The organism is Candidatus Clavichlamydia salmonicola, from assembly GCF_015356765.1.
Taxonomy (GTDB): Bacteria; Chlamydiota; Chlamydiia; order Chlamydiales; family Chlamydiaceae; genus Clavichlamydia; species Clavichlamydia salmonicola.
On record NZ_WTCQ01000006.1, the window covers coordinates 14,101 to 28,933 of the forward strand.

Here is a 14,833-nt window from a genome sequence, read left to right on the forward strand (position 1 = left end):
ATTTCAAGAAAAAAATAAAAAATTTTAATTGTAAAGATAATAAGCCATACTTAATCTTTATGCTTTTAGTTATTTATAATAATTTATTTATATGCTTTATTTTACATTAAAATATTTTGATCCTTTAACTCCTACAGATACTCCAGGATTTATTCTAACTGAAGAAGAGGCACCTTTAACTGTTACAAAAATCTTAGAAATAAGCACATTAGTTCAATCTGTCATTAACACACATGCTATCTGTTTAGCTGTTCCAACATCTTTTCCACTTAACCCAAACACACATGACAATACGCTTTTTTTATTGGAAAATGTAATGCTTACTTTAAAGCAACAGTTAGAAGGAACAGATCTTATAAAAGGAAATACAGATAACAACCCTATTGAAGATGTAATGGCTTCTCTTTACTCACATCTTTTAACAAATAGTAGTCTAGACTTTCAACAACCCACTCCAAGCCAAAGTGATAATTTAAGTTTACTTGAAGATCTAAAGCAAAAATTCGAAGACACAGATCCTATAAAAGAAAATGAAGATAATACACCTATTGAAGATGTAGTACATTCTCTTTACTCACATCTTTTAACAGAGAGTAATCTAGACTTTCAACAACCCACTCCAACCCAAATTGATAATTTAAGTTTACTGGAAGATGTAAAGAAAAAATGCGAAGACACAGATCCTACAAAAGAAAATGAAGATAATAAACCTATTGAAGATATAATGACTTCTCTTTACTCAAATCTTTTAACAAATAGTAGTCCAGACTTTCAAGAACCCACTCCAACCCCAATTTATGATCTAATTTCTGTAAAAACTTCTCAACCTAAAGTGCCTGCACCACAAAAAAGAGATAGCTCTTCTAACTTGCGTGTAAGCACATCTAAAAAATCTAAATTCTCTTCTTATGATAATTTCTTCAGCAATCATACAACCCTTCACTCAGAGACTTCTTGTTTAACAAAACAAAAAAGCCCAGAAGAATATTTAGAAAAGAATCAAAGTAGCCTATCTTCTATAGAAACTCTACAAAATGTGCTTACAGCAGATACATTCTACACACTACCAGTCATTGAATTGATGCCTGAAAAAGATCAATTTATTATGACCCCTCTTTTAATATCTGATCTAGAAAGTTATCTAAGATCGCTTCATGCAAATATTGCTTTGATTCTTAAAGATGAGCTATTCTTCTTAGACACTCCAGAAGACGTCGCTAAATCACGAACATCTCTATTTAATTATACATTTCAAACGCTTCTATCTTTACTTCATCAACAAGAAGTCCTTATTACATTAATACCTAATTTAAGAAAAAAAGAAGCCATTCAAGCTGAACATTTTATCCTGAAAGACGAAGTTGTTATAAGATTACAAGCTGCTGGATTTTCTGATAATGCCATCATTAACATGACTGCATCTAATGTTCCCACTCAATTAACAGAATTACATACAGAAGATTGCAAACAAGCATCACCTAAAAATACACAAGACAGCCCTTCTCCTGAGCAACTAGTTGATTTTATTTCACAGGCATCATCATCAACACAATCACTTTCTCCACAATCTATGGAAGATATAAATCCTGTATCAAAAAATATTACCCACTACATTCCTCTATGCTTTATTAAAATGATAAAAACAAAGACATTAGCATCCTCATTGTATTTAGGGACTTGTTATACCCTTGTCTATCAAGTCAAAAAAAATAATACAAATTTATATGATTGTTATTCTAATTGTAGAGAAACCATTTTTAAACTTTTCACTGCTATTACTAATTTATGTGATAAAAATACTTCAGAAGAATTTGGACTAAAATACATCTGTCCAATAACTAAAACAAGCCAAAAAATTAATAAAACAGAATTTCTTCAACGTTTATTTATTGGTATTCAAGAAAATATTGAATTCTTAAAAAATCATCATCCTAAACTTCTCAAATCTACCCAAACAAGTGACTCACTCGCAAATCTTGAAAGCTCCCTTAAGTTAATAAAAAATAAACTAAAAAACAATTTACCAACTATACAACCCTCAGATATCCTTCTTACAATACTACAAGAAGCCCAGAAAAAAGATGCTGATCTGACTTCTGCATCTAAAAAAAAAACATTATCCCCTTTCGCAAACAATAAATCCCCACCTCTGCAAAAATTAATAATTAAAAGAATACCTAGTAAAAAATCTTCAAAAACTACATCTAGATTTTCTTCTTCAGACACTGTCTCATCTCACACAAATACATTGGATACAACTGAAGATCTTGCTCCCGAGACATCATCTATGAATGATATCCCACTTGTATCAGACAATATGACATATTTCATTCCTCTATGTTTTATTAAAATTATAAAAACCAAGACACCAAAATCACATCGTCATTTAAATTCTTGCTATACCCTCGTCTATCAAGTCAAAAAAAATAATACTAGTTTTTATGATTGTTACGCTAATTGTCGAAAAACCATTTCTACACTTTTTTCTGCCATTACTACCTTATGTAATAAACAGCATTCAAAAACAATAGGACTAAATTACATCTCTCCAACAAGTAAAAAAGGCACAAAAATTAACAGAATAGAGATGCTTCAACGTTTATTTGTTGGTGTTCAAGAGAATATCGCGTTCTTAAAAGATAATCATCCTGCATTTCTAAGACCTACCCAAATACATGATCCATTTGCTGATCTTGAAAACTCTCTTAAGTTATTAAGAAAAAAACTGAAAAACAATTTACCCACTCAACAACCTTCAGATACCCTTCTTAAAATATTAAAAGAAGCCAATAAAAAAAATGCTGCTTTGATTCCAGCATCTACAAAAAAAACTGTATCCTCTTCCATCAAAAAGAAATCACGACCTCTTCAAAATGTAAAACCTCCAATAACATCTTCAGAAATTACATCTATCATGCCTATATTTTCTTCTTCTTTAACAGTTTTCTCATCTAAAGCAAAATCTCTTGATATTGCTTTTTGTAAATTTTACTACCAAATAAAAACCACTTCTGGTTCTTCAACTAAACTTTTAGCTCATATTAGAGCAAGCATTCATATGTTAATTCAACATATTGAATTTTTATTAAATCCATCACTTACAGAGAGATGCTTAGTTAATTTTAAATATATTTCTCCTTTTCAAGGAATAAGCACCCCTATGTCTCAAAATCAAGCATTATTAGTATTATTTGAAGGACTCAATGAAAATCTTAAGTTTTTCAAGACAGATTACCCAGAACTCTTTATTCCAACGAAAATACGTGACCCTAAAGCAACACTTGAAAAAGCACTCCTTCTTGTTAAAAAGGCATTACCAAAGCCTTTACCTATTTCAAAAGAACCTTCTATCTTACCTGCTCTTTTACAAGAAGGTTTTCAAAAATATCCAAACATTAAATCAAAATTTATTAATGAAAAAGACTAACAACAGTTGCTTAAAACATTAAATGAAAATTTATTAGTAAAAAAACAAAGATTTTTAATTAATAACATAATAAGATGTTGCTATTTATCATGTTTTTAATAACTAAAAATTATTTATCTATATGCCTTATTTTTCATTAAAATATTTTGATTCTTCAATATTTACTGATACCCAAGGGTTTATTATCACTGAAGAAACAAGTGCTTTAACTATTGTAAAAATGCTAGAGATAAGTGCATTAGTTAAATCAGTTATGAATTCTCGAGCTGTCTGTTTAGCAGTTCCTGCTTCTTTTTCAATCGATCCCGCCACACATAGCAATACTCTTTATTTATTAGAAGATCTGATGCTGACCTTGATCAATCAATTAAAAATAACTGAGCCTTCTCCAGAAACTAACCCATGTATACAAGGGTTAATGTCTTCTCTTTATGCACAAATGTTTACTGATGGCTCATCAGATTTTCAGCAACCATTACCCCTTCAAGATGAAAATCCTTCCACAAGCGCTTGTCAGACTCACGCTCCCTTATTACAAAAAAGAGTACAAACTTCAGACTTTAATGAAAGTGGCGCTAAAAAATCTAAACTCTCTTCTCCACATGTTGATACTTGCAATAACAATGACATTACAATCTTGCAGAATTCTGTTCCATCAGAACAAATGAGCTCAACAGACGATCAAAACTACTCAGTAACTACATCGTTTATAGAACCCTCAGCTAACAGATCTATATCCCCAGAACCATGTACATCCTATACATTACCAATCATTGAATTGATGCCTGATCATGGCCAATTTACCCTGATTTATTTGTCAATAAATGATTATGCAAATTATCTACAATTATTACACAGACGAATTGTTTGCGTCCTTCAAAATGAATTATTCTTCTCAGACCCTAATTCCACAGAAGCCACTACCACATCAAAAACATCTTTACTTCACTTAACTCTTGAAAGGCTTCTAAACTTACTTCATCAACAAAGATCATTAATAAACTTAATTACTGATGCAGAAGAACAACGTATCATACAAGCAGAACACCATATTCTTACACAGGAGCTTGTCATAAGATTACAAGCTGCTGGATTTTCTGATGAAACTATTACCAACATGACCACCTCAAATATAACTTCTGAACAAATAGAATTCCTAGAAAAAGAAAACCCTTCATTAGAACCATTATTAAATCTTGTACAAGAAAAGACACCATCAGAACAGTCATCTAAATGCTCTTCCAGAACAGTTTCTAGAAGATCTAGCCTTGAAATCCCTCTTTCATCTTCCCCTGAAGAGAGCTCACCAAAAAAAACACCTTTTTGCGTTCCCTTATGTTTTATTAAAACTGTAAAAAAAACGTTGCCCCCCCCCCATCTTTCTGTCAAATGTTGTTATACACTTGTCTACCAAGTCAAAAAAAATAATACCAGCATATGTGACTGTTATTCTAATTGTCGAATAACACTCAAAGCACTTTTAAATGCAATTACTACGTTATGTGAAAAAAATGGCTCACAAGCATTTACCACAAATTACATGTGCCCTTTTACTAAAAGAAGTCTAAAAATTTCCCTCTCTAGCATGCTGCAGCATTTATTTTTTGGCATTCAAGAAAATATAATATTTTTAAAAACAAATCATCCAATATTATTAATACCTACTCCCACACATAATCCTTTAGATTATCTTGAAAGATCCTTAGAATTAGTAAAAGAAGCATTACAAGAAAATGTACCAAAAGGTTCCCCTTCAGATATACTTAATAAAATATTAATTGCTGACCCTCATCCTTATCGTCGCAAAGAACCACTTAATAAAAAATTACCTGGCATTAGAAAAAAAAGAGAATTTCATTCTAAAACACCTCTCTTATCTGCAGAAGGAATTTTTCTTAACCTGCCTCAACTTCAGATAAAAATGCCTTTGTTTTGTTGTGCTAAAAAGAAATTTCCTGCTGGGACTAATGGTATAAAGTGCACGAATTTTAGTATTTATTATCAATTACGTATGAGCCGTTATTCTCTATCTCATCTTATTGGGCAAATTCGACCTAGCATTATTAAATTAACAAATAATATTCAGTCTTTATTAAACCCTAATCGCTTCAAGACACATAAAATGCATATTACATATCTTCCTTTTGATGCAAAAAATAGGAAACGAATTTCTCATGGTGAAGCACTTATAATATTATTTGATGGACTTAATGAAAATCTTAATTTTCTTGGAAAAAAATATCCTTCGCTATTTATGCCAACACATCACACTAACCCTAAACTACTCTTAGAAAAAACATTAGACCTTGTTAAAAAAGCATTACCCCAGCCTTTACCTTCTCCCAAAGAACCTTCTATTTTACCTAAACTATTGGATGGTCCACCTGTTAACCCTCCCTTAACTTCTTCAGGAACTGATAATGAAGAAACTAGTGATCAAGAAGATGACAACTAACTATTAATTTTTAATAAAAATTTATTGTTACTCTTTATTTTATATCATCGCTAAATCCATCGCATCTTTCTTATCTTCTTAATAAACAATGAGCATTTATAGAATTAATCTTATTGGATCACTGTTACAAAAGCTTAACTCTTCCTTAAATACAGCTAAAGTTAGCTATCCTCTTTACATTTTATTACCAAGTACACACAAGTAATAATACTTTTAATTACCTTCTATCTCATCTTAGATCTTGCATTGATTCCCTCTCTTTAGCTGCGCTAAAAACTTATTAACTCAATCTTCTGAGGATAACCTGCTCATGAAGTTTAAGTATATTCTTCTCCCCCCCTAAAGTTATTAGAAGTAAATCTATCCACCAAGAAAAATCTTTCCTGCTGTTATTTCATGGACTCGATGAAAATATGACTTTTCTTTCTGCACACTGTCCTACATTTTTATTCCTAGCATAACAACAGATCCCAAAACAACTCTTCTCAATGCTATTAATCTTTTTAAAGATGCATTACCAAACCCTTTTCCTCAAACTAAGCCACCTAAATTTTATCCCAATTACTAAACAATAATCTCCCTCATAGCCATTCTTTAGCAGATGAAGATCTATAATCAAATTTTTTATTAAAAAATAGATAAAAAAATAATAATTTTAAGAAGAAATATAATAAACTTTTTCTGTCTTTTCAAAAGACATTTTAATATTTATAATTTTATTTAATACATTCTTATGCCTTATTTTACTTTAAAATATCTTGATGATGTGGTGCCAAGCTCCACATTCATTATCATCGAAGAAACTGCATCTTTAACTCTTGAAAAAATTGAAACCATTAGTAATTTAGCCTATTCAGCTATCAGTAATCATGCTACCTGCTCATCTGTACCTGCTTCATTTCCACTAGATGCACGTTCTCATTACAATACCCTTATACTACTTGAAGAGGTTCTTCTTACCTTAGTTCATCAATCCAAAGAAACAGTTGAACATAATCTCTTTTTACAAAATACATTGTCTTATCTCTATTCAATACTCTGGACTAATGTGGGGACAAGCTTTCAACAACCATTACCTACTTTAAATATTTCTGAAGATTCTCTTTCTAATAACCATGCAGGGCTAAAAAGAGCTTTATCTTCTAGTAGTATGTCACCTACATCTAAAAAATATAAAGAGACAGATACAGGACAACAAAGATCAATAGATTGCTCTCCCATTCTAACATCCTTAGATACTATTCATAACCCATTAACTCCAACAGAAACGCCCCCCCTTTACCTACTACCATTCCTTGAAGTACTTCCTAGAACAAATACATTTATAGTAATTCAGAAACCAGTAGTGGATTTAGAAAATTATTTCTGCCTACTTCATGCAGAACTTAACGCTATTCTTGAAGCAAAGATCTGCCTCTTAAAGGACTCTTCTTCAGAAAAAGTAACAAAATCACAAACAGATTTATGTAATGAAACTTTTCAAGCACTTTTACCCTTACTTCAGCAACAAACCAAACTCTTACAACTCATACCTGATCCAGAAAAACATCAAGCTTACCTAGATGAACATCTTTACTTAATACAAGAAGTCACCATAAGACTACAAGCTGCTGGCTTTAGTGATACTGCTATCTCAAGCATGATGAACCAAGAAGCTCCCCTTATCCAACAAAACCAACCTAATCCTAACCCATTCCCAGATTCAAGAGCTTTAAGCAATCCTGTTCAACAAAGAACCGAAAAAAAAACACCACTTTCAGAAAAAAGCCCCACTAAGACTCCTGAAACATATTTGATTCCTTTATGCTATTTGACATCTGTAAAAACAATGTCTGGCCATTCAAGCATCCCCCAAAAATCCACATATACCCTATCCTATCAAGTAAAAAAAAGCATCAGAAGTATCTCTCAATGTTACTCTAATTGTCGTGCAACATTTTTTCTTTTACTAGAATCTACAAAAGAATTACTTGAAGATTCACCAGATATAATTTATAAAACAAGATATGCTTGTCCATTCAAAAAAACGACCTCTGATATCGATAAAATGGATATGGTCAAACTTTTATTTCTTGGGCTTAAAAACAATCTAGCATTTTTGAAGCAACACCATCCTAAATTATTAGAAACTACTACAACATTTACACCTTTAAGTGATCTTGAAACCGCTTTGCAATTAGCTAAAAATTACTTGCAAACAGATCTTCCTTTAGAAGAAGCTCCTGATATACTTAGTATGATATTAATAGAAGCTCAACAAAATCCTTTATTTAAGCCATCACCCATTCAGGCAACAAGATTAGCGCCTATAACAACAACATTAGTACCTACAGAAATTCAAGACCAAGAAACTACTCTTTCTTTAAAAAACTATATTCAATATTCAAGAAAGTTAAGAATGATGCCTGTATTTTCTTGCTCTAAAAAAATATCTACTTCTAATAATCAGTCCAAAAAAAGCATACTTTATATACTTTATTATCAACTAAGAATAAATCATCGGTCAACATCCCACCTTTATACTCATCTTCGACATACCATTAAGATTTTATCAACATCTGTTGAATCTTTATTATCACCTCATTTTAGAAGTGAGCTTAAAATTAACTTTAGATCTATTCCACCTTTTCAAACACAGAGCCAAGTTATTACTCCAGAAGAGGCTCTTACTCAACTATTTTATGGATTAAAAGAAAATTTAAGCTTTTTTAAAGAGTATTCCCCAAAACTACTTAACCCCACAGAAAAAAATAACCCTCTAAAAGACCTCACAATGGCCTTAAAACTTGTTAAAAAAGAATTAAAAGATAATATGCCTCCACCGAAGACTCCTACCATTTTATCACAGCTTTTACAAAAAGGCCTGCTTTCACAACCAAAAGATAATGAAGAAACTTAACTAATTAATATTACATAAGGTCATAATGTTTTTCATTTACAACTATTAATCTTTCTAAAAAACATGCTCTAATAAATCACGCTAATACATTGGAGATCTCTTCGGCAAAAAGTTGCCTTTTAAGAGATAAAAATCTGTATCACGATATTTTTAAGCACAAGATTAATAAAAAATGTAATAAACTTTTTCTGTCTTTCAAAGACATTTATAATTTTATTTAATTAATATGTTCTTATGCCTTATTTTAATTTAAAATATCTTGATACTGTCTCCACCAGGCCTGCCTCAACGTTCATTCTCATCGAAGAAACTACTTCTTTGACTCCTGAAAAAATTTTAACTATTAGTAATTTAGCCTATTTAGCAATAAGGAATCGTGCTATCTGCTCATCTGTTCCTGCTTCATTTCCATTAGATACAAGTTCTCATCAAAATACTCTTCTAATCCTGGAAGACCTTTTTCTTATCTTAGTTAGTCAATCAAGTAAAACATGTACTAGCCTGGAAAATCATCCTTCTATACAAAGCACCTTGTCTTATCTTTATTCAATACTTTGGACCAATGGATGGGCAAGTTTTCAACAAGAATTACCTACTTCATCTCTTTCTGAAGATCCTGCTTTTCATAATCCTAAAAAGCTAAAAAGAACTTTATCTTTTAGTAATATAGCACCTGTATCTAAAAAACATAAAGATCCAGATCAACCAAGATCAACAAAGAGCCACACCACTCTAAAGCCCTTAGATACTATTCACAGACCTTTAACTTTCATAAAAAAATCCAATTTTTACCTACTACCACACCTTGAAATACTTCCTAGAAAAAATAGATTTATAGTGACTCAGCAACCAGTAACAAACCTAGAAAATTATTTTAGTATATTTCATGCAGAACTTAACTCTATTCTTCGTGAAAATATATGCTTATTAAACAACTCTATTTCAACAAAAAGAGTAAAAGTAATTTTATGTAACAAAACTTTTGAAGCACTTTTACCCTTGCTTCAGCAACAAAAAGAACTGATACAATTAATAACTGATCCAGGAAAACATCAAGCTTGCCAAGATGAACATCTTCACTTAATACAAGAAGTTATCATAAGGCTACAAGCTGCTGGCTTTACTGATACCTCCATCTCAAACATAATAAGCAAAGAAAGTCCCCTGATCCAAAAAAATCAACCCAACCCTAATTCATTACCAAATTCAAAATCTTTAAAAAATCTTGTAAAAAGAAAAACAATAAACAAAACATCACTTTCACAAAAAAGCAAGCCTGCCTCTTCTGAAAAACAATATTTGGTTCCTTTATGCTTAATGAGCTCTGTGAAAAAAATGTCTGGCAATTCAAGCGCTCCTATACAAATCACCTTCACTTGCTCCTATCAGGTAAAGACAAGTACCAGAAGCATCTCTCAATGTTACTCTCGTTGTCGTCTAACCATTTTTCTTTTTTTGCAGTCTGTCATTGAACTATGTCAACATCCACAAAATATAATTCTTAAAACAAAATATGCCTGCCCATTCAATAAACAAAGCCACGAGATCCCTAAAATAGATCTGATGAAACGTTTATTTCTTGGAATTCAAAACAATTTAGCATTTTTCAAGCAGTATCATCCTGAATTGTTAGAAAGCACTTTACAATTTACACCTCTAGATGATCTTGAAAAAGCCTTGGCATTGGTTAAAAATGAATTGCACGGAGATCTTCCTTTAGAAGAATCTCCCAATATACTTAGTCAGATATTAATAAAAGCTCAAAAAAATCCTTCATTTAAAAGATCCACATCTGACAAAAAGCCACTAGCACTTAAAACAAAAATTAAACACAAAAAAGCTACTCATTCATTAACACGCAAGACTAAATATCAAAAAACCATAACAATGATGCCCGTATTTTCTTGCTCTAAAAAAATATCCTCTTCTACTCATACAACCCCTGGATGCATAATGTTCACACTTTATTATCAACTAAGAGTGAATTACCGATCATTATCCCACCTTCTTACTCATCTTCGACATACCATTAAGATTTTATTAACATCTGTTCAATCTTTATTAATGCCTTCTCCTACAAATGAGATGAAAATTATTTTTAGATCTATTCCTCCTTTTCAAATACAAAGCCAAATTATTACTCCAGAAGAAGCTCTTAACCAACTATTTCATGGATTACATGAAAATTTAAGTTTTTTGGCAGATAATTGCCCAAAACTTTTTATTCCCACACAGCAAAATAACCCTCTAGAAGACCTTCAAACAGCGTTAAACCTTGTTACAAAAGCATTAAAAAATAATATCCCTCAAAAAAAGCCCCCCTTCATTTTATCCCAAATTTTACAAGAAAACCTAATCTCAAAACCTATACTTCAACCAGAATATAATAAAAAACTTAACTAATTAATATCCAACAACATGACAATGTTTTTCATTTACAACTATTACTCTTTCTGGTTTTTTGGTTACAAAAGAAAAGAAGATTAAGTAATTACTTGTTGATTAAAAGCAGAAATAAAAAATGTTTAAAAATTTAAATTAAATATTAGACTATTTTATGCAATTTATTTTAAAGTGATATTAAAAATATAAATTATCTTAAATCGATCCTAATTATGATAAAAAATACCTTTAATAATAATTCGTCATCATTGAATTCTTCTGTAAAACAACACAAGAGCACAAAAAAAATAACGATATTTACATCTATAATAGTAGCTCTTAGTTGTATCATTAGCGCCATATTGATTGGTCTAAGTGTATTACACTTAGGGATAGGCTTAGGAATTATTGGTGCCAGTATTGGATTATTCATCCTTATAGAAATCGGATTATGTCTAAAACAACCAATTAAACAACATTTTTCTAGAGAAGATCTTGAGAATATTACAGCAAATCATCCACCTAGAAATAGCCCTGATTCTTTAGAATCTTCTCTCATTATGTCTTATGCTTTAAACCATAACGAAGCTCCCATTGTTTCCCCAACAAAAGCGAACCTAACTCCTATTGAAGAGCTGCCAAATCAATTTTTACAAACATTACTTACACATATACGGACTGACAGTGAAGCTCCTACTTTAAATAATAGTTTTGTATCTACCTTAGCTTATTATACTGATAAAATAAATTTAGCTCCTTCTGAGGAAACAACCGAATCCTCCTTAAAGGAATCTTGTCAAGAAAATATAGGACTTTTATCAAAAAGTTTAGAAGAATTAAGTCAGTTTTTGCATCATGATCAACATATTATTAATGATGCTCGTTCATTATTAGAAGAAAAAGAAGATCGCCTGGATTATATGAAAAAAGCACTACGCTTGTATAGTTATCCAGCTTTTTGGACTGATGATGAATCATTTATTTTAGTAGAAAAATTAACAGCGTATGAAGAAGAATTACAAAGAAATAAAGACATCTTGATGCAAATTAATGCCTTACTTGACACAGAAAAAGAAAAACTAATTAAATAATCAAAGAAAAAACTAATTTTTATGCGTTTAACTCATGCTTATTCAAATAATAATAATGTTTTTTTATTTAAAAAATATAAAATTCCTTTAAAAATTATTATTATTTCTCTTATTACCATAGGGATAATTACTGCTATTACAGCAGCTCTTTTAGTTAACATCAATATCATATCTTTAGGAACAGGAATTAGCCTTTTAGCAACAGGCTTAGGAATAATAGCCATCGCCAGTTTAATTCAAGTTTTTTTAAAAAAAATAACTAATAAAAAATATGATTTATTATTAAATAATAAACTAACTTCAAATACAGATATTCCTTTCAGAGACTTAAGTCCACCTAAAGAAAATAGCAGTACACTTTTGCCAATAACTTCTCCATTATTCAGCTCTTGTCTAGACCCATCTGAATCAGAAATAGAAATGCAAGAAAGATACAACCTTTTTGTAAAAACCCAAGCATCCCTTATAGACAAATGTAATAAAAACTTGGCTGCTCTTTTAGAGCCTCTGCATAATAATCATATTATTGAAAACAAGCTTCAGTATAATATTGATTTACTCAAATGCAATATTGAAAAAATTAATAAAGAAAATCATCCTCAAAAGACACTCTTTATTAAAAAATTGAACGCATTACTTTTTCATGAAACTAATCAACTCAATACTCTTCATTATCAAAATACCCTTTTGCAAAAAGATAAAAAATTATTCCAAAATGCCCTAGAATCTCTTTCTCTACTCCCCATTCCTCAGAACAATCAACTTTTATCTGATGGCGATTTTATGGCCAAATTAGACTCATATTCATGGATTTATCAATCTTTAATAGGCTTAAAGAGTGCTATGGTTCCTCTAAACATAAAAGATGAAATAAACAATATTAATGATTTATATAGTGATTTTTAACAAGAATATTAATATAATTGTGCAACTACAAAATTAGCGTTTATTAAAAAAATGAAATTAGTTCCTGATTTAAAATTATGTTTAGAAAAAACGTATACTCTACCTCAGTTGTTGAGTACATATGTAAAAAATCTTCCTCGAACTAAAGCTATAGTTATTTCTTCTTTAACGATTGGAATTATTTTACTCCTTACAGCAGCTATTGTACTAACTGTAAATCCTCTATTATTAGGAGTGGGCATTACCTTATTAAGCTCTGGATCAGCATGTATACTATTAGGATGCACTGCTCTTATTGTTAGTTGTGTTAAAAACAAAAGTTTTTCACCTTTTTCTAAAAACAGACTTAAGAAAAACCATAAGCAAATTGAATTTGGATCGCGTGAATATTACTACAACCTTGTTTTGCAACAAATTAAGGATCAGTTTGCTAATAATCAAATTATTTTAAACAAAATAGAATGTTAACAAGTTTTATCAATCTCTAAAATTAACCTTTAATCTAGTATTTTCATATTTTATGAGCTCTATACAATGTAATAACAATAATCCATCTTTAACTTCTGTTCTTCCAAAAACAAATTGTTTAAAGAAATCTAGTTATGCTAAAACGTTATTTATTCTCATACAAGTAGTCAGCGCTGCATTGCTATTAATTTCTAGCATTTTATGTGGATTAAGCCTGATTGGGCTAGAAGTTGGACTTGGTCTTATTGGTGGATTAGTTGGTATTTTAGCCATAAACACATTTATCTTTTTCTTGCCTAACATCAAGATGACGATCACAAATAAAAAACAATTATTAGACGAGCAAAGATTTAATAGCTTTCAAACAATATATAAAGCTATTCGAACCCAACAACAAGAAAAAGAAAATATCTACCAAAATAAACATCAAGCATTACTTCTAGTAGAAAACACAATAACAACTGATTCTAACAGCCTTAAAACATCCATCAATAAATTAAGCTTAGAAATAGACGCTGAAATCTATCTCTTAACAGATAAAAGAGAATATTTAAAACAAAAAAACTCTGATGTACAGTCACTTATTCTAAATACAAGTACTAACATAGGCAATTTAAAAAAAGAATTAATGGTCATTAATCAGCAAGATAATGCTTTAAAATCTAAAGCACTTTCTAACACACTTGAAGATCTAAATACCTTGCAAGAAATTTTTTCTAATCTTGAAAAAGAGAGCATAGAAATTCAAAAATTAGATAAACAATTAATCCAAGCTGCTAATTATGTAGAAACTAGAAAATACGCGTACAGTCAATTATTATTAGCCTTTGACCAATATTCACAAGCATTAGATATAATTACAAAGCAAAAAGCCTCTCTAAAAGTATTTCTTGATGACCTATCTAATATATCAACACACCTAAATATATTAGCTCTTCCTTCAGAATTAGATACTGTTACTAAAGAGCAATATAATAGATTATTGAAATTAGAAAAATTTGCTTCTGCAATATTTCTGACACAAAATGATCAAGATTCATTATTAGAGACGCCTGTAATCACCTTAAAATTCGAGAAATTGAAATCAGATTTTAATTTATAAATTTGATTATTTTAAATATAAAAAACAATAAACCTTCTTTTTTTAAACTTATTGTTTTTGATTCAACCTTCTTGATATAATTAATTAAATATTTTTTTGGTTA

8 protein-coding genes are annotated in these 14,833 nt (G+C 30.3%); all 8 read left to right on the top strand.

All coding sequences use genetic code 11. From position 1 onward, the window contains the following. The first annotated feature begins 91 nt into the window (after positions 1–91). A complete protein-coding gene (locus tag CLAVI_RS04870) occupies positions 92–3,427 on the top strand; it encodes a hypothetical protein (protein WP_194844475.1) in 3,336 nt (1,111 codons plus the stop codon). 121 nt (positions 3,428–3,548) lie between these two features. Continuing rightward, the gene (locus tag CLAVI_RS04875; RefSeq protein ID WP_194844476.1) at positions 3,549–5,882 is read left to right on the top strand and encodes a hypothetical protein; all 2,334 of its coding nucleotides are present in this window, start codon (positions 3,549–3,551) and stop codon (positions 5,880–5,882) included. A 733-nt stretch (positions 5,883–6,615) separates the two neighbouring features. Continuing rightward, entirely contained in the window at positions 6,616–8,781 is a 2,166-nt protein-coding gene (locus CLAVI_RS04880; protein WP_194844477.1) for a hypothetical protein, read from the top strand. 234 nt (positions 8,782–9,015) lie between these two features. Beyond that, positions 9,016–11,184 (top strand): hypothetical protein, encoded by a 2,169-nt coding sequence (locus tag CLAVI_RS04885; RefSeq protein ID WP_194844478.1) that lies wholly within the window; start codon positions 9,016–9,018, stop codon positions 11,182–11,184. 212 nt (positions 11,185–11,396) lie between these two features. Continuing rightward, positions 11,397–12,254: a hypothetical protein gene (locus CLAVI_RS04890; protein WP_194844479.1), complete on the top strand. Its 858-nt coding sequence runs from the start codon at positions 11,397–11,399 to the stop codon at positions 12,252–12,254. A gap of 21 nt (positions 12,255–12,275) precedes the next feature. Next, positions 12,276–13,160, top strand: coding sequence for a hypothetical protein (locus CLAVI_RS04895; RefSeq protein ID WP_194844480.1), 885 nt, complete (start codon positions 12,276–12,278; stop codon positions 13,158–13,160). A gap of 51 nt (positions 13,161–13,211) precedes the next feature. Further along, positions 13,212–13,628, top strand: a complete 417-nt coding sequence (locus CLAVI_RS04900; protein WP_194844481.1) for a hypothetical protein — start codon at positions 13,212–13,214, stop codon at positions 13,626–13,628. A 52-nt stretch (positions 13,629–13,680) separates the two neighbouring features. After that, positions 13,681–14,730, top strand: coding sequence for a hypothetical protein (locus CLAVI_RS04905; RefSeq protein WP_194844482.1), 1,050 nt, complete (start codon positions 13,681–13,683; stop codon positions 14,728–14,730). The last annotated feature ends 103 nt before the right edge of the window (positions 14,731–14,833 follow it).

Excerpts from the sequence above, each read along its gene's own strand:
- CLAVI_RS04900 (WP_194844481.1), top strand. The coding sequence starts at position 13,212 with ATGAAATTAGTTCCTGATTTAAAATTATGTTTAGAAAAAACGTATACT.
- CLAVI_RS04880 (WP_194844477.1), top strand. The coding sequence starts at position 6,616 with ATGCCTTATTTTACTTTAAAATATCTTGATGATGTGGTGCCAAGCTCC.
- CLAVI_RS04895 (WP_194844480.1), top strand. The coding sequence starts at position 12,276 with ATGCGTTTAACTCATGCTTATTCAAATAATAATAATGTTTTTTTATTT.
- CLAVI_RS04875 (WP_194844476.1), top strand. The coding sequence starts at position 3,549 with ATGCCTTATTTTTCATTAAAATATTTTGATTCTTCAATATTTACTGAT.
- CLAVI_RS04905 (WP_194844482.1), top strand. The coding sequence starts at position 13,681 with ATGAGCTCTATACAATGTAATAACAATAATCCATCTTTAACTTCTGTT.
- CLAVI_RS04885 (WP_194844478.1), top strand. The coding sequence starts at position 9,016 with ATGCCTTATTTTAATTTAAAATATCTTGATACTGTCTCCACCAGGCCT.
- CLAVI_RS04890 (WP_194844479.1), top strand. The coding sequence starts at position 11,397 with ATGATAAAAAATACCTTTAATAATAATTCGTCATCATTGAATTCTTCT.
- CLAVI_RS04870 (WP_194844475.1), top strand. The coding sequence starts at position 92 with ATGCTTTATTTTACATTAAAATATTTTGATCCTTTAACTCCTACAGAT.